Annotated in this window: 21 protein-coding genes and 1 pseudogene; 7 read left to right on the plus strand and 15 right to left on the minus strand. The window is 43.7% G+C overall.

The window, feature by feature from the left end:
- Window position 1: 1 nt before the first annotated feature.
- From hisD to meaB, 11 genes are all read right to left on the minus strand, one after another.
- The gene (gene hisD, locus NTU69_04700; GenBank protein MCX5802822.1) at window positions 2–1,276 is read right to left on the minus strand and encodes a histidinol dehydrogenase; all 1,275 of its coding nucleotides are present in this window, start codon (window positions 1,274–1,276) and stop codon (window positions 2–4) included.
- On the minus strand, window positions 1,257–2,531 hold the full coding sequence (gene murA / locus NTU69_04705; protein MCX5802823.1) for a UDP-N-acetylglucosamine 1-carboxyvinyltransferase: 1,275 nt from the start codon (window positions 2,529–2,531) through the stop codon (window positions 1,257–1,259). Before murA ends, hisD begins: the two co-directional genes overlap by 20 nt.
- Window positions 2,516–3,328, minus strand: coding sequence for a peptide chain release factor N(5)-glutamine methyltransferase (gene prmC / locus NTU69_04710; protein MCX5802824.1), 813 nt, complete (start codon window positions 3,326–3,328; stop codon window positions 2,516–2,518). The genes murA and prmC overlap by 16 nt, the downstream gene beginning before the upstream one ends.
- A 21-nt stretch (window positions 3,329–3,349) precedes the next feature.
- A complete protein-coding gene (prfA, locus tag NTU69_04715) occupies window positions 3,350–4,417 on the minus strand; it encodes a peptide chain release factor 1 (protein MCX5802825.1) in 1,068 nt (355 codons plus the stop codon).
- Window positions 4,417–4,623 carry a 50S ribosomal protein L31 gene (gene rpmE / locus NTU69_04720; GenBank protein ID MCX5802826.1) on the minus strand — a complete coding sequence of 69 codons (207 nt, stop codon included), beginning with the start codon at window positions 4,621–4,623 and terminating at the stop codon, window positions 4,417–4,419. Before rpmE ends, prfA begins: the two co-directional genes overlap by 1 nt.
- 1 nt (window position 4,624) lies before the next feature.
- Window positions 4,625–5,878, minus strand: a complete 1,254-nt coding sequence (gene rho / locus NTU69_04725; protein ID MCX5802827.1) for a transcription termination factor Rho — start codon at window positions 5,876–5,878, stop codon at window positions 4,625–4,627.
- On the minus strand, window positions 5,868–6,476 hold the full coding sequence (coaE, locus tag NTU69_04730; protein MCX5802828.1) for a dephospho-CoA kinase: 609 nt from the start codon (window positions 6,474–6,476) through the stop codon (window positions 5,868–5,870). The genes rho and coaE overlap by 11 nt, the downstream gene beginning before the upstream one ends.
- Window positions 6,473–8,833, minus strand: a complete 2,361-nt coding sequence (gene gyrB / locus NTU69_04735; GenBank protein MCX5802829.1) for a DNA topoisomerase (ATP-hydrolyzing) subunit B — start codon at window positions 8,831–8,833, stop codon at window positions 6,473–6,475. Before gyrB ends, coaE begins: the two co-directional genes overlap by 4 nt.
- A gap of 1 nt (window position 8,834) precedes the next feature.
- Entirely contained in the window at window positions 8,835–9,920 is a 1,086-nt protein-coding gene (dnaN, locus tag NTU69_04740) for a DNA polymerase III subunit beta (protein MCX5802830.1), read from the minus strand.
- Between the two features lie 117 nt (window positions 9,921–10,037).
- The gene (dnaA, locus tag NTU69_04745; GenBank protein ID MCX5802831.1) at window positions 10,038–11,354 is read right to left on the minus strand and encodes a chromosomal replication initiator protein DnaA; all 1,317 of its coding nucleotides are present in this window, start codon (window positions 11,352–11,354) and stop codon (window positions 10,038–10,040) included.
- Window positions 11,355–11,470: 116 nt separating this feature from the next.
- Window positions 11,471–12,421 carry a methylmalonyl Co-A mutase-associated GTPase MeaB gene (gene meaB / locus NTU69_04750; protein ID MCX5802832.1) on the minus strand — a complete coding sequence of 317 codons (951 nt, stop codon included), beginning with the start codon at window positions 12,419–12,421 and terminating at the stop codon, window positions 11,471–11,473.
- A 79-nt stretch (window positions 12,422–12,500) separates the two neighbouring features.
- On the opposite strand from meaB, the gene NTU69_04755 reads away from it, so the two are divergent.
- Window positions 12,501–12,932 carry a thioredoxin fold domain-containing protein gene (locus NTU69_04755; GenBank protein ID MCX5802833.1) on the plus strand — a complete coding sequence of 144 codons (432 nt, stop codon included), beginning with the start codon at window positions 12,501–12,503 and terminating at the stop codon, window positions 12,930–12,932.
- A 19-nt stretch (window positions 12,933–12,951) separates the two neighbouring features.
- On the opposite strand, the gene NTU69_04760 is transcribed toward NTU69_04755, so the two are convergent.
- The 3 genes and pseudogenes from NTU69_04760 to NTU69_04770 all read right to left on the minus strand — a co-directional run bounded on the left by NTU69_04760 (window position 12,952) and on the right by NTU69_04770 (window position 14,059).
- Window positions 12,952–13,413: a C40 family peptidase gene (locus tag NTU69_04760; GenBank protein MCX5802834.1), complete on the minus strand. Its 462-nt coding sequence runs from the start codon at window positions 13,411–13,413 to the stop codon at window positions 12,952–12,954.
- A gap of 4 nt (window positions 13,414–13,417) precedes the next feature.
- Window positions 13,418–13,870, minus strand: a pseudogene (locus tag NTU69_04765) (HAD-IB family phosphatase).
- A gap of 36 nt (window positions 13,871–13,906) precedes the next feature.
- The gene (locus NTU69_04770; protein ID MCX5802835.1) at window positions 13,907–14,059 is read right to left on the minus strand and encodes a hypothetical protein; all 153 of its coding nucleotides are present in this window, start codon (window positions 14,057–14,059) and stop codon (window positions 13,907–13,909) included.
- Between the two features lie 71 nt (window positions 14,060–14,130).
- Here NTU69_04770 and NTU69_04775 point away from each other — a divergent pair, with 71 nt between their 5' ends.
- From NTU69_04775 to NTU69_04785, 3 genes are read left to right on the plus strand one after another with little or no spacing between them, the layout of a single operon-like run.
- Entirely contained in the window at window positions 14,131–14,961 is an 831-nt protein-coding gene (locus NTU69_04775) for an amidohydrolase family protein (GenBank protein ID MCX5802836.1), read from the plus strand.
- The gene (locus NTU69_04780; GenBank protein MCX5802837.1) at window positions 14,952–15,515 is read left to right on the plus strand and encodes a class I SAM-dependent methyltransferase; all 564 of its coding nucleotides are present in this window, start codon (window positions 14,952–14,954) and stop codon (window positions 15,513–15,515) included. Before NTU69_04775 ends, NTU69_04780 begins: the two co-directional genes overlap by 10 nt.
- Window positions 15,512–16,126, plus strand: coding sequence for an L-threonylcarbamoyladenylate synthase (locus NTU69_04785; GenBank protein ID MCX5802838.1), 615 nt, complete (start codon window positions 15,512–15,514; stop codon window positions 16,124–16,126). The genes NTU69_04780 and NTU69_04785 overlap by 4 nt, the downstream gene beginning before the upstream one ends.
- Here NTU69_04785 and NTU69_04790 read toward each other — a convergent pair.
- Complete coding sequence (locus NTU69_04790; protein ID MCX5802839.1) at window positions 16,104–16,445, minus strand: zinc ribbon domain-containing protein; 342 nt, start codon at window positions 16,443–16,445, stop codon at window positions 16,104–16,106. The two genes, NTU69_04785 and NTU69_04790, sit on opposite strands and share 23 nt — an antisense overlap.
- A 138-nt stretch (window positions 16,446–16,583) precedes the next feature.
- Here NTU69_04790 and NTU69_04795 point away from each other — a divergent pair, with 138 nt between their 5' ends.
- The 3 genes from NTU69_04795 to NTU69_04805 all read left to right on the plus strand — a co-directional run.
- Window positions 16,584–17,339: a class I SAM-dependent methyltransferase gene (locus NTU69_04795; GenBank protein MCX5802840.1), complete on the plus strand. Its 756-nt coding sequence runs from the start codon at window positions 16,584–16,586 to the stop codon at window positions 17,337–17,339.
- On the plus strand, window positions 17,336–18,343 hold the full coding sequence (locus NTU69_04800) for an NUDIX hydrolase (protein MCX5802841.1): 1,008 nt from the start codon (window positions 17,336–17,338) through the stop codon (window positions 18,341–18,343). Before NTU69_04795 ends, NTU69_04800 begins: the two co-directional genes overlap by 4 nt.
- Before the next feature lie 20 nt (window positions 18,344–18,363).
- Window positions 18,364–19,547 (plus strand): MFS transporter (locus NTU69_04805; GenBank protein ID MCX5802842.1); only part of this gene is annotated, 1,184 nt, incomplete at its 3' end.

The following is a 19,547-nucleotide window of genomic DNA, read 5'->3' on the forward strand; positions in this document are numbered from 1 at the left end:
CCTACAACTCCTTTCTTGCTTTTATGGCTTCCCCGTGTGCAAAAAGTCCCTCTATCTCAGAAAGTATAATCGCGTTGTCAGCGTATCTACGCAGGAACTGTTTATCTATTTTAACCAGAACTTTTCTCTTTGTAAATGTTTCAACAGAAAGGCCGCCGGTGAACCTCCCTGCTCCTCCCGTAGGCAGTACATGGTTAGTTCCGATATAATAATCCCCCATTGCCACAGGAGTATAGGGACCCAGATAGACTATGCCTGGGTAAAACATCTTTCGTTCTTCTCTCTCGTCCCCTATTAATTCCATGTGTTCGGGGGCAATCATATTTATCACCTCAATCGCCTTATCCACATCTTTGTAATGTATCAAAAAACCGTTTTCTCTCAACGCCTTCTCTATCACATCTCTCCTCTCATTTAAAGAGATAAGTTTCTCTATGCTCCTTAGAATATTATAGAGATGTTCTTTTGACGGGGAAAACAGGCCAACCATTGCCATCTCATCGTGTTCTGCCTGAGAAAGCATATCCCAGGCTAACACATCGGGAGAAAACGGTTCAGTGCAAAGAATAATGAGCTCTGTCGGGCCCGCCAGCATATCAATGCCAACCCTCCCGTACACATCCCTTTTTGCTTCTTCCACATATGCATTCCCCGGTCCCACAATCATATCAACCCTTGGTATACCACCGATTCCGTAAGAAAATGCATATATTGCCTGGGCACCCCCAATTCTATAGACGTCCCTTACACCCAGAAGCGCACAGCACGCAGCCACATATGGATTGACCACACCATTTACTGCGGGGGTCGTGACTGATATATTTTTCACACCAGCAAGCTGAGCAGGGACAACCCCCATTATCAGGGAAGACGGGTATGATGCCTTTCCACCAGGTACATACACAAGTGCTCTTTCTACAGGGACAAATTCTTCCCTTACTACAACGCCCTTCCTTCTGTAAGTTCTATTATGACCCTTCTGCTGCCTGTGGTAGGACGCAACGTTTTTTATCATCCCCTTTAGAGCTGTAAGTTCTTTCTTTTCTATCTTCGATGCGCCCTCGTGTATCTCGTTTTCTGTGAGCCTCAATGGGTGATCTTCACGCCACCCATCCCATTTCCTCGAAAATTCAATAAGCGCCTTCCCTCCCTTTGCAAGTAGTTCTCCCTTTATACTCTCAACCGCACTTCTTATATCCTGTTTTCTTTTTTCTCTCCTCACGATAATAAAGGTGGTTAGCGCATCAATTTCTTTTTCAAGATTCCATATCTTCATCCTTCCTCCTCAATATCTTTGCACCAAGCCCCTTTAGTTTTTTTTCTATTGATTCGTAGCCTCTATCTATATGGTATATTCTCGCAACTTCTGTAACACCATAGGCAGCGAGCCCGGCTATTATTAAGGACGCGCTTGCCCTTAAATCGGTTGCCATAACCCTTGCTCCCGAGAGCATTTTGGTCCCTTTTACTATAGCTGTATTACCTATAACCCTTATATCAGCGCCCATTCTTCTTAGCTCGGCCGCATGCATCATTCTGTTCTCAAATATTGTTTCTGTTATCGCGCTTGTACCTTTTGAAACGCTCATAAGTGCCATTATCTGGGCCTGCATATCCGTGGGGAAACCAGGATGGGGTGCTGTTTTTACATCTACAGCTGTCGGTCTCTTTTTATTCATAGAAGCCCTGACGCAGCTCTCCCCCTCTGCTATATCCATGCCTGCCTCTCTCAGCTTATCAATTGTGGCCCCTATATGATGTGGGACACATCCTTCTACTGTTATGTACCCCCTTGTTATGCCGCATGCTACAAGAAAGGTGCCCGCTTCAACCCTGTCTGGAATAACCTCAAAATCACATGGGGTAAGCGTGTCAACGCCCTTTATCCTTATGGCTTTTGTCCCTTCCCCTTCTATGTTTGCCCCCATACGTTTCAGCATACATGCAAGGTCAACCACCTCTGGTTCACGAGCAGCGTTCTCTATAGTGGTTTCGCCTTTTGCGACAACCGCCGCCATCAGGATGTTCTCGGTCCCTCCAACGGTTGGTGTATCAAAAGATATCCTTGCGCCTCTTAAGTTCTTTGCTATCACGTCAACATAACCTTCTTTTATTTTCACCTCGCAGCCTAGGGCAGAAAGTCCCTTCAGGTGCAAATTTATAGGCCTTTCTCCTATGGCGCAGCCCCCGGGGTAAGATACTGTTGCCCTCCGCAAACCTCCCACAAGGGAACCAAGCACAAGGACTGATGCCCTCATCTCCTTCACAAGGTCATAGGGGGCTACATAATTATCTACATTTCTTGTGTCAACCCTCAAGCTGTTTCTGTCTATCCACTCAATTTTTCCACCCAAAATGCTGAGAAGCCTCATCATCGTCTCAACATCCCTTAAGTGCGGGACATTGCCTATTCTGTATATGCCCTTCTGGAGAATGGTTGCTGCAAGCAGTGGCAATACTGCATTTTTCGACCCACTTATTTTAACGGTTCCCCTTAATCTCTCTCCCCCCTCTATTATAAACTTTTCCATGATCCTATAATCACCCTTTTGTTTCCAGAAAGATCCCTTTTTGAAATTGTATGAATTCCTGCTGATTCAAGCATGTCCATTATCTTCTCTGCCTGGGTATCACCACCAACCTCGCATAGTGTGTATCCATCTTTCTCCAGATAGTTTGGCAATTCATTTACAAACCTCCTGTAAATTTCTACCCCGCCTCTCCCTCCGTAAAGGGCTTCTCTTGGTTCAAAATTCTTCACCTCTATCATCACATCGTCCCATTCCTCAGAAGCAACATATGGGAGGTTTGCCAGAACCATGTCGAATCTTTTTTTTCTATTTATACTGCAAAACAGGTCTGAGCAAACCAGTTTTACCTCTTTTAATGCCTGCATTGCTTGTGCATTCCTCCTTGCAACACACAAGGCATCAATAGAAATATCTATGCACACAACCTCCCTCAACGTTCTTTTTGCTACTATTATCCCGATGGCACCAGAGCCGGTTCCAACATCAACTATGCGGGATATGTTTTGATTATTTTCCAATATTTTTATCGCTTCTTCAACAAGCAATTCTGTTTCGGGCCTTGGTATAAGAACCCTCTCATCAACAAAAATTTTTTCGGAAAAAAACTCCCTGCTTTTTGTTATATAGGCGAGCGGCTTCCCACCCCTTCTTTCTTTCAAAAGCCTCTCTATATGGACTTTTTCTTTATCCCCCATTTCCCGCTCTTGGTTTGATAATAGCTCTTCTTTGCTGATACAAAGCGCAAAGGAGACAATATTGATAACGTCCAGCCCTGGGACGCTTCTTTCCTCTAACATTAGATCTCTAATGCGCAATGATTATTTACCTTTTTTTAAGGATTCTGACTGGAAGTGGGCTGTCAATGGAGCTATTATGTCGTCAAGGTCACCGTTCAATATGTTTTGCAACTTATATAATGTAAGCCCGATCCTGTGATCGGTTACCCTTCCCTGTGGAAAGTTGTATGTCCTTATGCGTTCACTTCTCTCCCCTGTTCCTACTTGTTTTCTTCTCTCTTCGGATATTTCCTGTTCCTGTTCCTTTTCCATCTTTTCCTTAAGCCTTGCCCTTAGCACCCTGATGGCCCTTGACTTGTTTTTATGCTGTGACTTCTCATCCTGGCATGTAACAACAATGCCCGTAGGTATATGTGTAATTCTGACTGCTGAATCTGTGGTGTTCACATGCTGGCCCCCGGGACCGCTCGATCTAAATACATCTATTCTTAACTCATCGGGGTTTATATGTAATTCAAGCTCCTCGGGCTCAGGGAGTACGGCAACAGTTACTGTAGATGTGTGAATTCTTCCCTGTGCTTCTGTCAACGGGACCCTCTGTACCCTATGAACGCCGCTTTCGTACTCCAGCATGTTGTAAGCGTCTTTTCCCTCTATAACCATTATAACCTCTTTAAGGCCACCGAGGTCTGAGATGCTTGTTCCTATCAACTCTGTTTTCCATTTCATCTTCTCAGCATATTTCATATACATGGTAAACATGTCTTTTGCGAACAGGGCCGCCTCTTCGCCCCCTGTCCCCGCCCTTATTTCCAGAAACATGCTCTTCGCCTGTCTTGTGTGCTTCTTCAAAAGCCTTTCCCTCAATAAAGACTCGAGCCTCTGTTTTTCCTCTTCGATTATGGCTGTTTCTTCTTTAGCCAGCCCCCTCATCTCCTTCTCTGTCTCAAGCTTCAATATTTCCAGTGTCTTTTCTGCTTCATCCCTTTTTCTTTTCCATTCCTTAAAAATATCGACTATTTCCTTTAAGTCCGCATACTCCTTTGCAAGCCTCTTGTATGCTTCCATGTCGGCGATGGTTTCCTGCTTCGCCATTTCCTCTTCGATATCGTAGTATCTTTTCTCAATTTCTTCCAGCTTCTCAAACATTACTTTCTTTTCTTTCCATACCTTTTTTCAAACTTCTCTACCTGGCCTGCAGAGTCTAAAAGCTTCTCTTTGCCCGTAAAAATTGGGTGGCACTTTGCACATATTTCTACATTAATCTTTTCCCTTACCGACAGGGTTTCAAAGGTATTACCGCATGCACACTTTACTATTGCTTTCTTTAAATCTGGGTGTATCCCCTTCTTCATTTCAGCCTCCTTTGCTCATTGAATACAGGAAGTCTTTATTGGACTCGGCATCTGCAAGCTTTTCAAGCAAAAACTCCATGGCTTCAACTGGATTCATGGGCTGCAATACCTTCCTTAGTAGCCACATTCTTGATAGGTCGCCGTTGTCTAACAGTAGCTCTTCTTTTCTTGTGCCGGACTTATTTATATCAATGGCAGGGAACACCCTTTTCTCTGCAAGTTTTCTATCAAGATATATTTCCATGTTCCCTGTTCCCTTAAATTCTTCAAAAATAACTTCATCCATCCTGCTCCCGGTGTCTATTAGGGCGGTTGCCACTATTGTCAGGCTGCCCCCTTCCTCTATGTTTTTTGCAGCACCAAAAAACCTTCTTGGTTTCTGCATGGCTGATGCATCTATCCCGCCCGAAAGAATCTTCCCGCTTGAAGGCACAACCGTGTTGTATGCCCTTGCAAGCCTTGTTATACTATCCAGCAGTATAACCACATCCCTTTTGTGTTCCACGAGCCTTTTCGCTTTCTCTATCACAATCTCCGCCACCTGAACGTGTCTCGTTGCCGGCTCATCAAATGTAGAACTTATAACCTCTCCCTTTACGGATCTCATCATATCGGTAACCTCTTCGGGCCTTTCATCTATGAGCAAGACTATCAGGTGAATCTCTTTGTGGTTCTTTGTTATGCTGTTCGCTATGTTCTGTAGCAACATTGTTTTTCCTGTTCTTGGTGGCGCAACGATAAGCCCCCTTTGTCCTTTTCCTATGGGGGTAAATAGGTCCATAACCCTTGTTGACATGTTGTCCTGGTTTGTTTCAAGCCTTATCTTTTCGTTCGGATATATTGGCGTCAGGTTGTCAAATATTATCTTGTCCTTCGCCATGTTCGGGTCGTCGTAGTTTATTGTTTCCACCTTTAAAATGGCAAAGTATTTCTCATTATCCTTTGGCGGCCTTATCTGCCCCGAGGTTGTGTCGCCCGTCCTCAAGCCAAATTTCTTTATCTGTGATGGTGAGATATAGATGTCATCTGGGCCGGGTAGATAATTTGAATCTGCAGACCTCAAAAACCCGAACCCTTCGGATAGGATTTCAAGCACCCCCTCCCCATATACAGATTCGTTTTTGTCAACGAGCGACTGCAGTATGGAGAATATTATCTCCTGTTTCCTCATGCCGGGTGCATTTTCTACATTCATTTCCTTTGCTATGTGTGTAAGTTCTCCAATCCTCTTTCCCTTCAATTCATTAAGGTGCATTTGCTCTTACCTCCCATTCTTTTATCTTTTCCAAGAGGGCTGCCAGTTCCTTTTTAAGGTCTTCTTCGGTTCCGTTGTTGGAAACAATGTGGTCTGCCTTTTTTTCTTTTTCCTTCAATGGTATTTGAAAGGGTATCCTCCTGTCCACGTCTTCCCCTGCCATTCCTCTTCTTTTAAGCCTCTCTCTTATCTTCTCCATTTCTGCCGATACAACAACTATTTTATCAAGTTTTCTGTCTAGCCCTGTTTCAAAGAGGAGTGGTGCATCCACCAATACAACCCTTGCCCCCGCCCTTTTCAGTCTTTCGACCTGCTTACCCAGCTCCCCTCTTACCCTTGGGTGTATTATCTTTTCGAGGGCCCTTAGTGCTTCGTTGCTCTTGAAGGCCGTCTCCCCCAGCCTTCCCATATCAACCTGGCCATCTTCTATGTGCCGTTCACCAAAGGCCTTTTGGATTTCGCCTTGTGCTTCTTTTTGCTTGATAACTTCCCTTACAAGGCCATCAAGGTCTATCACGTTAAATCCCTCGTTTTTCAGCATTCTCGCGATGGTGGTCTTCCCGCTTCCTATAATTCCGGTTATCCCTATTACTATCATATATCGAGGTTTCTAACGTTCAGGGCATTTTCTTCTATAAACTTCCTCCTGGTCTCGATGTTGCTTCCCATAAGGACCGTAAACACCTGGTCTGCCTCGACGGCATCTTCTATTGAAACCCTTATAAGGCTTCTTCCCCCCGGGTCCATTGTTGTGGCCCATAGCTGCTCGGGGTTCATTTCTCCCAGGCCCTTGTATCTCTGTATGCTAATCCCTTCCTTGCCTCTTTCGTTTATAAACCTGAGGAGCCCCTCTGCATTCGGGGAGCGTGCTTCGGCACCCCCATCGGTGACCTTAATGTCTTTTTCATAAAATATCTGTACTTGCCTGTAAGTTTTGTAAGAATCTATATAGTCGTCCCTGGTGCACAGCTCATAGTCTATCTTTATGTTTTGCTCCTTCTTTGCCCTGTCATTAACGTTTAGGGCAAACAGGTTGTGTTCTCTGTCCTTGATTATGTCCACCGTGTAGCCCTCTTTTTCAAGATAGTCCTTGAGCCTGCTCAGCTTTTCCTGGCCTTCAAAGTCTATCCTGCTACAAATGTCGGCTCCAAGTAGCCCCAGAACCAATTTTTTATCCATACCCATGCTGGCCATGTCCTTAAAGTATCGCTCTAAGCTTCTCACTCTTTCTATGCCTGTCCTTAATGCTGCCCCGTTAATCTGGGCATCCCCAACATGGCAGCTTATTTTTTCCATGCCCCTGAGCGTAATAAACCTTTCAAATTCGTCTTCGTCTTTTGCATACGTCTCCTTGTTCCCGTGTTTTATTTTATATAGGGGGGGCTGTGCTATATACAGATACCCGTTCATTATTATCTCTGGCATTTTCCTGTAAAAAAACGTGAGAAGCAATGTCCTTATATGTGAACCGTCCACGTCCGCATCTGTCATTATTATGATCTTATGGTATCTCAGCCTATCAATGTTTTCTGAATTTATGCCGAGGGCCAAATAAACAGATTTTATTTCCTGATTTATGAGAACCTTTTCCTGTCGTGACTTCTCAACGTTTAATATCTTCCCCTTTAATGGGAGGATGGCCTGTGTTTTCCTGTCTCTTCCTTGCTTGGCTGACCCCCCCGCAGAGTCCCCCTCTACAATATACAGTTCACATATGTTTGGGTCGCTCTCCTGGCAATCGGCAAGTTTACCTGGCAGCACACCACTTTCAAAAAGGCCCCTGCTCTTCACCAACTCCTTTGCTTTCTTTGCTGCCTCGCGTGCCCTTTTCGCCTCCAGCGCCTTGTTTACAATTGCCCTTGCCGTTTCTTGGTTTAGCTCTAAATATTCCGATACCTTCTCGTTCATGACAGATTCTACAAGCCCCTTTATCTCGCTGTTTCCCAGCTTGGCCTTTGTCTGCCCCTCGAATTGGGGGTTTTGTATCTTTATGCTTATAACCGCCACCAGCCCCTCTTTTACATCGTCTCCTGATATGTTCTCTTTTGACTTTTGGGACGCGTTTGTTTGTATAAAGCTGTTTATACACCTCGTCAGGGCACCCCTGAACCCGGCCACGTGTGTTCCCCCCTCCTGTGTGTTCACGTTGTTTACAAAGCTGTAAATGTTCTCATTGTATCCGTCGTTGTACTGTATTGCCACCTCTATAAAGTCAAGGGGTGGTTTTGTGCTTGTTATGTATAGTGGCTCATTGAAGAGCACGTTTTTGTTGGTGTTTAAAAACTTAACAAACGCCTTCACGCCCCCTTCGTGTTTAAATTCCTGCCTTTTGCCCTTTCTTTCATCGTTCACCACTATGTATATCCCGTTGTTTAAGAACGATATCTCCCTCATTCTGTGCGCAACGATTTCGTAACTAAAATCCGTCGTCTCAAACAGTAATTTGTCGGGCTTGAATCTCACCTTCGTGCCGGTTTTGTCTGTATCTCCGATGACCCTTAATTCCGCTGTCTTGTTCCCCCCCTCATACCTCTGGAAGTAGACCCTTCCTTCCCTTCTCACCTCAACCTCGAGATATTCGGAAAGGGCGTTTACAACCGATAGGCCGACCCCGTGTAGCCCCGCTGAGTATCTGTATGCATCCTTATCAAACTTACCGCCTGCATGTAGCTTTGTTAGAACCACTTCCAGTGCGGGCATGTTCTCTTCGGTGTGTTTTTCTACTGGTATGCCCCTTCCATTGTCCTCACAGGTAACGCTGTTGTCCCTGTGAATGGTTATCGTTATTTTATTACAATGGCCCTCTAGCGCTTCATCAACGCTGTTGTCAACAAGCTCGTATACCAGGTGGTGTAGTCCTTCTGTGCTTGTGTTCCCTATATACATGGACGGCACCTTTCTAACCGCGTCAAGCCCGTCCAGGATTTTTATATTTTCTGCCCCGTATTCTCTCATTTCATACCCTTATTGGCATTACGATATTTCTGTATCGTTCGTCTTCCTTTCCTTCAAAAAGCACTGCCCCATATTCGGAAGGCGCCTTTATTACCAAACTTGTTCCTTCCGTGTGTGACACAACATCTAATATAAATCTTACATTGAAATTCATGCTGATGTTCTCTCCTTTATAATCAATGTCTATTATTTCCTTTGCGTGCCCAATGTCAGAATCTGCATCGATCTCCATGTTGCCGTCCTTAAGCGTTATTTTTACGGGTTCTGACCTTCCCATAATTGACGATACCCTTTTCAGCCCCCTTAAAAGGCGTTCCTTTTCAACGATTACTATATTTTTATTTTTTGTTGGTATCACATTCTCAAAGTCTGGAAAGGTGCCCTCTATTGTTCTTGTGACCACTATCTCTTTTCCTGTACCAATCTGCACATGTTTGTCGTCTATGGTTATTTTAATTTCTTCTCCTCCCTCTATTATCCTTTCTATCTCCGTTAATGACCTTTTTGGTATTGTAATGCCCTTAAAATCTTTTATCCCTTCAATTTCCTTTTGATACAGCGCCATTCTAAAACCATCTGTCCCAACAACCTTTATGTTTCCTGCTGCTCCCCTCATATGCATTCCTGTCAGTATAAATCTTGTCTCATCTATAGATATTGCAAACCCCACTTTGTCTATCATTTCTAATAATATATTTCCTTCTATGGTAAATTCCTCCTGCCCCTCAATCTCTTTTACCTCTGGGAACTCCTCTGGGTCCTGCAGGCTTAGTACAATTTCTGTTTGTTTCTGTTTTATCGTTAAAGTGTTCTCTTTTATACCCAGACTTATTTTTTCATTATCCATCTCTTTCAATATCTCTAAAAATTTTCTTCCATGAACTACTATTTTTTTCTCGTATTCGGATTTGTAGTCTATATACCCTGTAGCACTTATTTCCAGGTCCGTTGAATATATTGTTGTCTTTTCTTTATTAAATGCTATTAGTATGTTTGAAAGAATCGGCATCAGGGATCTTTTCTCAGTTATACTTACCAATTTGGATATTGGTGTCAAAAGCACGTTCCTATCTAATATTATATTCATATATACCTCTCTTAATAATAATAAGCGTTGTTGATTTGTTAAAAAAGCCACACCCAGTTGAATATAAACGAAAAACAGTGCGCAAAAATCTTATTAAAATGTTAAAACAGTGTAGATTCATGTAAACTTAACCCTTAACTCTATCTTTTCAACAGCGTCTTTCAACTCTTTTTTCACCTTTATTTCATTGTCTATCTTTTTTACTGAGTGGATAATTGTTGCGTGGTCTTTACCGCCAAACCTTTCGCCGATGCTCACGAGCGAGCAGTCTGTTAATTTTCTTGATAGGTATATTGCTATCTGTCGGGGCAGCATGATCGATTTGGTTCGCTTTGAAGACCTTATGTCTGAAGCCCTGATAGAGAAATATGACGATACCTCTTTTAGTATCATGTCTATCGTGATCACGCCCTTTTTGTCTCTGAGTATGTGCCCGACAACCTCTTTGGCGAGACCAATGGTAACGGGCACGTTATTTAAAGATGCAAATGCACCAATTCTTATCAGGGCGCCCTCTAATGATCTCACGCTATCCTCGGCGTTAGAGGCAATAAAAAAAGCTACGTCAAGGGGCAGGTCTATGTTTTCTATTTCTGCCTTCTTGTTTAGTATGGCAACCTTTGTTTCGGTATCGGGTGATTGTATGTCTGCTATTAGGCCCCATTCAAATCGAGACCGCAGCCTTTCCTCAAAGTTTTCTATGTCCCTTGGGAACTTGTCGCTCGTGACAACTATCTGTTTCATGTTATCGTAAAGGGTGTTAAATGTATGGAAAAACTCCTCCTGAGTCCTCTCCTTGCCAGCAATAAACTGTATATCATCTATTAAAAGAACATCCATCTTTCTAAACCTGTTCCTGAAGTCCTCCATCCTTTGATATCTAAGGGAATTTATGAGCTCATTTGTAAAGGCCTCAGCAGTTATATAACAAATACGATCCGTATTTGTCTTTCCGTGCCCCAAGAGAAAATTGCCTATAGCATTGAGGAGGTGGGTTTTTCCAAGGCCAACACCGCCGTAAATAAAAAGCGGGTTATATGTCTTTCCGGGATTCGTTGTAACAGCAAGGCTGGCAGCATTTGCAAACTGGTTGCTTGCACCAACGACAAAGTTTTCAAACGTGTATTTTGGGTTGAAAAGGTTGTACTGGATGGGTCTTTTCAAAACAATACCCCTTTTGCCATCCTCCTTCTCTTCCTTTTTAAGGACATACTCAATCCTGACATCATCCTTGGTCGTGTCTTTTATCAGCGCGAGCAGGATCTGTTCAAAATTCTCAACAACCCAGTCCCTGAAAAATGCATTTGGAACAACAATGGAAAACTTCCCGTCCCTATAGTCTAAAAATTGTAAGGGCTCTATCCACGTTTTGTAACTATCCTCGTTGATAATGCTCGCAATTTTAGGTTTTATTTGAGAGAGAATATCAACCATCTTTTAAATAATTTTCAACATTTTTTCAACATTTGTGGAAAACTTTGGTTCCCCTGAAAGGCTTCAAAATCAATATTAATACAAAAGAAAAAATTTTGCAACTGTTTTTTGCTGTTCTATTCTTGCCTTGAACCCCCTCGCCTTGGATACATAACCTTCTCGATTAAGCCATAAATGTCAACACCACCATTTATCAGCTTCCTTTTGAATTTAGCATAATCTGTTCCCAGACGTTTCTTAAAAAGGTCAAGGAGCGCCTCGTGTATGAGCGCATCTATTTCCCTGTCTTTTCTTTGACTTTTATCGGGGCTTAGCCCCTTCCACGCCTCGTAATGACTATCAAGGGTTTTTGCGAATGCATCTATGCCCTTGCCTTCTTTTGCAGATGTCAATATCACCCTTGGAACCCAGACATTGTCCGTATGTTTTGAGTTAATTAAGGATTCTAAATCGCTCAGCGTTGTAGTTGGATCGAGATTGTCCGTTTTGTTTATAACAAATATATCTGCTATCTCGAATATGCCCGCCTTTATTGCCTGTATATTGTCCCCGAGGCCGGGCATTAATATTACGGCACAAGTATGGGCAAGCCCAACAATGTCGATCTCATCCTGACCAACACCAACGGTCTCAATAATTGCCTTGTTAAGGCCAGAGGCATCGAGAAGCCCCATTGCCTTGCGTGTATTTCTGGCAAGCCCGCCCAAAAACCCCCTTGTAGCCATACTACGGATGAAAACATTCTCGTCTTTATGGTGGGTTCTCATTCGTATTCTGTCGCCGAGTATTGCGCCGCCCGAAATGGAGCTAGAAGGGTCCACAGCAATGACGCCAACAGACAGCCCCTGCCCCCTGTAGATAGATATCAATTTGTCTATTATGGTGCTTTTTCCGACCCCCGGGAACCCTGTTATGCCGATAATGTGCGCCCTTCCTGTGTATGGAAAAATCTCCCTCATGATTGATGCGGTTTCTGGGTGGTCATTCTCTATGATTGTGATGAGTCTTGATAGAGAGGCCTTATCGCCCCTCAACATACTTCTCACAAGGGAAGACATGGAAGCCATATGAAATGATAGATTTTTTGTATTATCCTGTCAACATTATGTTGCTTGACCCGGCATGTTTTGATATTATTCATTTGCTATGAAATGGTTGGGACCAAGAATGGCGGTGATCGTAATTGTGTTATTAAGCCAAGGCCTTCTCTTTGCGGATGATTATGGCGATGCAATGAAGAGGGCGAGGACCGAAGGCAAACCCATGGTGCTCTATTTTTACAGCAAGTATTGCTATTACTGCGATGAAATGGAAAAGCGCGTCCTTTCTGACAGAGAGATGGGGGCCCTCCTGAAAAGCGGTGTTGTTACGTTGATGCTTGACGTGGACAAGAGGGACGACCTCGCAGCCCTATACAATGTTTGGAGTTATCCGACAACATGGTTGTTGGAACCTACCGGCAAGCGCATAGCCCGGGTCCCCGGATACGTATCAAAGGGGGAATTCAAAAAGATACTTGCCTACTTGAGAGAGGGGCATTATAAGAACATGGGCTTGAGGGACTTTCTGCGGAAGTGAAAGCCATAATGAAGCAATATCATAGAATACATCGAAATCCTTGCAGGTTTCTTGACCAATAACCTGAATTAATATCGTCTATTGTTACGCCTTTCGACTTTGAGGCATGAACAAACTCCCCCTTGCTTATCATTATACCGACATGGAGATCCCTTTTTATTTTAAAAAACACGAGATCACCCGGAAGGACGCTTCCCCTCGGTATCTCATGGCCCGCCCCATTTAACCCCTCAGCCGTAATGGGGAGCACGATATCAGATTTTTTGTAAACATAATGAACAAGACCACTGCAGTCAAACGCATCAGGGCCCTTAGCGCCGCCCTTGTAAGGCTTCCCGTGTAACTCCATAGCAGACTGGACAATGTTGTTTCTTATTTCGGTGAGCGACTCATAAAGACTTATTTTTTTTGGTGCACACCCAGAGGCGACAAGAAAGAGAAGCACAATGGCAACGACCCCAATTTTCTTCTTTATTTTCACAGCTCTACCCGTAGTTCCTGATTATTTCTGTTATATTGAACAGAGATGCTGTGTATAAAACATGCCCGAGAAGGGGCAATATGTTTGGGTGTGGATTAAACCCTATGGACAGCCCAACAGCCTCGAACATCCCGGTGTCACCCTCCCCATCGCCAACAGCACATGCCTCTTCCCTTTTTATCTTCATATTATCCAGTATTTTTTCTACCAACCGTCCCTTTTTATTATACTCAACGTTGATCCTGATGTCACCCGTGAGATGGCCGTTTTTAGTTAGCAAATCATTAGCTATGGCAATATGGGCACCAAGGTCCCTTTTTACTTTGTCTACAAGAAGGGATAGCCCCGTAGAAACAATTATTGTGGTTATGCCCATGCCCCTTAGGGACCCAATTGTTTCCCCAGCGCCTTCCTGATAGGGGATTTCTGCCATCACATTCATTACCTTAGAGACAGGGAGCCCCTTCCAGAGAAGGGCATCCCTTTTGCAGAACTAGTAATAATCTATCTCGCCCTCTCTGAATAGCTTTTGATAACTGTCTGCATTGTTTTTCCAGAGGCCGAGCCTTCTGTGAAGGTATTCCCAGCTGCTTTTTACCTTTGTAAGGGTCCCGTCACAGTCAAGAAAGGCGATTATAATAGGCACAGCCCCCTTATAGCATTAAAAGACAAAAAAATCTATTTTTTAAAACATTTTAATGCACTATAATATTGATTGTGGAAGCAATAGATGCGCACACCCATATATTCCCACCAGAGCTCATAAAGGAGAGAAGCAAGGTCGCTGCCAGAGATAGTGCGTTTGCTAATATTTATGGGGACAAAAGATCCAGGATGATCGATGCAGCCGGGCTTTTAGAGTATATGGAGATAGAAAATATCGATGCCTCTGTGGTGTGTGGTTTTCCCTTCCAGGACAGGGAATTAGTGGAGATGGAGAACGACTATATCTTGGAGGAGGGGAGAAAAAATAAAAACATTATACCCCTTACGGTGGTGAACATAGAAGATGAGGAATGTGCTATAAACGAGACAGAGAGGTGTTTTAATCGGGGCGCAAGAGGGGTGGGAGAGGTAGCACTTTACGGTAAGGGTCTTGGCAAAGAAGAAATGAGAAAGCTGGGAAGTATTGCAAGCATTGTGGAAAAAAATCACTCATTTCTCATGATACACATAAATGAACAAGTAGGCCATGTGTATAATGGGAAGGTGCCCATAGACCTTATTGAGGTCGTGAGGTTTATTGAAGCGCACAGGGGTATAGACATCATACTTTCTCATCTTGGAGGGGGGCTGTGTTTTTACGAATTCATGCCCGAGATTAAAAAGGCATTTGCGCGCGTATACTATGACATGGCAGCCATACCACTAATCTATTCAGATGAAATATACCATTTTATTGAGGGATTCCTATCAGAGAAAACGCTTTTTGGTTCTGACTACCCACTGCTCTCAATAGAAAGGTATAGGGAGGGGATAAGGAATATGAGTGAAGACAGAAGAAGGAGGATATTGCATGCAAATGCACGGAGGTTTTTTTGGAAGTAGTTGACTGGGACAAGAGATACAGGGAAGGCTTCTATGAAGGGGCAACAGAGCCCCATGGTCTTTTGAAGAAGTTCTGGTCGGCCATTCCAGGGGGGCCAGTGATTGATATTGCAATGGGCAATGGCAGGGATGCAATTTTTCTTGCAGGGAAGGGGGTTAGGGTATGGGGTTTAGAAAAATCAGGAGAGGCAATCAGGATTGCCAGAGAGGGGTCAGTCAATACAGGGCACAGCATATTTATAATATCGGGAGACGCCCATAGCCTGCCTTTTAGAAAGGGCTCTGTAACCTGCGTGATGGTTTTCTATTTTCTGCTTAAAGGCGTGATGGAGGAAGTGGTTGATTTGTTGAAAAAAGGGGGCATACTTATATATGAAACCTTTTTGAAAAGACAGAACAAGATAGACAGGTGGAGAAACCCGGAGTATCTTTTGGATGATGGAGAGCTTATTTCATATTTTAGGACCCTCGACCTTTTGTTCTATGAAGAGGCTGTATCCTCTTCAGATGGGAAGGCGCGGGCCGTGGCAAAATATGTTGGAAGGAAAAGATGATCGTTGAGTGGGACCCAGCGAGGCCAAAGAAGAGAGCAACCGACCTTATTAGAAAAACACTCCTTGACGGGGGCATTATTGCCTACCCAACCGATACATTTTATGGCATGGGTTGCAACCTTTTTAATATAAAGGCGATCAGGAAGCTTTATATAATGAAGAGGCTTGACAGCAAAAGGGCACTAAGCATAATCTGTAGAGATTTTAAAGATATAAGCACCTATGCAGTCATGAGCGATTTTTCCTTTGGGGTGTTAAAGAGGTGTCTTCCCGGGCCGTACACCTTTGTCCTCAAGGCAAGGAAGATAATGCCGAAATTACTTATGACGATAAAAAAGGAGGTTGGCATAAGAATACCGGACCACGCCGTTCCTATAACAGTGGCGAGACTGATAGAAGGACCTATAATCAACACAAGCGCTAAGGTGTCCGGTGGGGAGGTGCTAACAGACCCAAGGCACATCGAGAGGGATTTCAAGGGGGGCGTTGACCTAATCATCGATGGAGGCATTATAATCAGCGAACCGTCAACTGTAATAAGGTTAGTGGATAATAAAGTAGAAATATTAAGAGAGGGCAAGGGCCCTATCAAACACCTTCTTCAGCAGTAGATTGCTGTTCATCCAGGGCTTCTTCAATTGACTCTTCAAGCCCTTCGCCCAGTTCGTCACCAAGCTCACCGCTTACCCTTCTCACGATCTGCTCAATGCTCCGCGGGTCATTTTCATCAAGGTCCGAAAATTTGGAAGGATCGAGTAGTCCCCCCATCCTCTTTTCCTCACTCCTTGGGACGGAAACACGGGAAACAATTCTTTTCACACACTTACTGCCACAACACTTGCAGTATGGCTCAATCTCCTCGGTCGTTCTTAAAAGCAAAAAGGAGGAAAGCCTCTTACAGTCCTCACAGTAGTATTCGTAAATAGGCATCACTAAATTATACCGCTCAACAATTATTGTTTCAAGAACGTCATGAGCACCGGTGGCTTAAAAATGCTCAGACTTCAGCATATTATGCCCGGCGCTTTTTAATTTACAAAGCAAGATGGTTGGGATATAAATAAATTCATGATGGAAAACATAATAAAGAGCTATTCAGACCTCAGTTTCCATAGGAAAATCGGGGAGCTCATAAAAAAACATTCTGAGAATGCAAGCGATATTCGCGAGGCAGTAAAAAGTGTAATAGATTGGGGTAACGTGCACAGCATCCTTGACCTTGGATGTGGTTACGGCTGGTTTGAAGAAACATTAGATGGGGAATTTGATCTTATGATTGGGATTGATTATCTCGATGCAAACGAAGCCGAGTTTTTAAAGATAGCAGGCAGTATTGCCAAAAAGGCAATTTTTAAAAAGATGCGCCTTCCATCGCCCATAGGGGCACAACCAGATTCTTTTGACCTTGTTGTGTCAGCATACTCATTGTATTTTTTTCCAGAGACCATACCGGAGGTGAAAAGGGTGCTTCACCCTAAGGGAACTTTTTTGATTATTACCCATAGCGAATCGATGCTCGAAGAGGGGGAGAGGTTTTTTCACTTTAAGAATCTGAGAAAGGTGATTGAAAATTTCTCTGCAGAGAATGGGGAGGAAATTCTTAAGGCATACTTTAAAAATATTACAGCTATTGATTATTTAAATACCCTTGTATTCACAAAAGATGACAGCGAAGCTCTCGTTAAGTATATAGAATTTAAAAGGGAGTTTATTTCTAAAGACGCGGATCCCAGGCTTGTGAGCGAGAAAATGCTCCTTGAGTTACGAGCAAAAGGGGTCTTGAGGTTTAATAAAAACGACAGAATATTTGTGGTGAGAAAGTGAAGACCAGGCTATTCTGTAATTTCTGTGGGAATGCCCTTGAAACGGATGTGCTTGAGGGCAAGGAAAGACAGGTATGCAAGGGTTGTCTGGAAGTATATTACAAAAACCCCCTACCCGTTGCCTCTGTGATTCTCCCAAATCGGCATAGAGAGGTTCTGCTTGTGAAAAGGGCACGGGAACCCTTTAAAAACATGTGGTGTTTCCCTACCGGATTTGCCGAGACAGGTGAAAGCATTGAAGATGCCGCCCTTAGAGAACTAAAAGAGGAAACGGGTGTTAATGGAAAAATTATACAGCTTGTGGATGTGGGTTCTCATAAAAACTTCTTTTATGGTGAACTTCTTATAGTGACCTTTGAGGCAGAAAAAATAGGTGGAGAGGAAGCCCCGGGCGATGATGCACTGGAGTGTGGCTATTTTCCGGTTATGAGCCTCCCAAGGCTTGCCTTTGATTCTCAGGAAAGGGCTATCCAGAAATTTATTGAGCTTAAAAGGGACCTGTGGAAAATGCACGATTCCTTTGAAACCCTCATCGAGAGCACTGTTATGAATAGAATTATCTATCCCGGCAATCTCCTGTCGGACGAGCTAATAAATGCCGTGCAGAGCAATTCAAAAAAGATTATTGAACTCTGGCTTAATGACATTTCAACAAACCCATCCACTAAGGCGTACCATCAGTTTGACAGGGATGAACTCTTCTCAAGGGCAATATTTATTATTGGTCAATTTGAAGCATGGCTCAAGGGGGAGAAGGGAGAGAGCGAATTTAAAGAGTTTTATAGTGCCCTTGGTTTCCAGAGAAAAAAGGACGGCATTCCCCTTGAAGAACTTATAAGTTCCTTGAGTCTTCTCAAAAAACACATCTGGATGTTCACCTATTCCTTTGGGGTGTGGGAGAAGGCGGTTGATATTTACCGTATGTTTGAGCTTGGCGAACGACTCGTGTATTTTTTCGACAAGGCCGCATATTATACCGTTATGGGGTATAAGCAGAAACAATAATTGGAGAACCAATTTAAGGCATGCAAAGGAAGGATGGTGGTAAAAGCAAAAGAGCGGCATTAATTGTCACTACCTTGTCTTCTTTTCTTACACCCCTTGCGGCGTCAGCAGTTAATATTGCACTCCCCTCAATAGGGAAAGAGTTTGGCATGGACGCTATCTCTTTAAGCTGGGTAGCGACGGCATTTATTGTAACTGCAGCCATGTTTCTCGTCCCCTTCGGAAGGTTGGCGGATATATATGGGAGAAAAAGAATTTTTATTTATGGAACATGGATGTTTACTATATCCTCATTTTTTTTGGGGATTTCCTCCTCTGCCCATATCCTTATCTTCTTCAGGGCCCTGCAGGGGGTTGGTGGCGCAATGGTATTTGGCACAGGGATAGCGATTCTTAGCTCTGTATTCCCCTTGGGAGAAAGGGGCAAGGTCCTCGGCATCAATGTGGCCGCTGTCTATCTGGGGCTTTCCTTTGGACCATTTTTGGGTGGGCTGCTCACACAACATCTTGGCTGGAGAAGCGTCTTCCTTTTAAATGTGCCTTTTGGCCTGATAATCATTATATTTGGTATCTGGAAATTGACGGAAGAATGGTCTGGTGCAAGGGGTGAAACGTTTGATTTTATAGGCTCATTAGTTTATAGCTTAATGCTTCTCGCTATAATGTACGGGTTTTCCTTGCTCCCAAGGGTGTCAAGCGTGGTGGTTATTCTTGTGGGCATCGCAGGCGTATGGCTATTTGTCTACTTGGAAAGGAGGGTAAAGAGCCCGATTTTGGATGTAAGCCTTTTCAGGATGAATAAGGTCTTTATATTCTCAAACATGGCGGCGCTGATCAACTATTGTGCAACCTTTGCTGTGGGTTTTCTTTTAAGCTTTTACCTTCAGTATATAGAGGGCTTAAGCCCACAAAATGCGGGCATGATTTTGGTGTCACAACCCATTGTGCAGGCCATTTTTTCCCCTGTAGCCGGCAGGATGTCGGATAGGATTGAACCACGGATCGTTGCATCGACGGGGATGGCATTGACCGCAACAGGGCTCTTTCTGCTTGCCATGTTGAAAGAAGGCTCAGCCCTTTGGTTTATTATAGCGAGCCTATTCCTCCTCGGGTTTGGCTTCGCCCTTTTTTCATCGCCCAACACGAACGCAATTATGAGTTCTGTTGAAAGCAGGCTTTATGGAGTAGCCTCGGCAACGCTCGG

The organism is Pseudomonadota bacterium (assembly GCA_026388215.1).
Taxonomy (GTDB): domain Bacteria; phylum Desulfobacterota; class Syntrophorhabdia; order Syntrophorhabdales; family Syntrophorhabdaceae; genus JAPLKF01.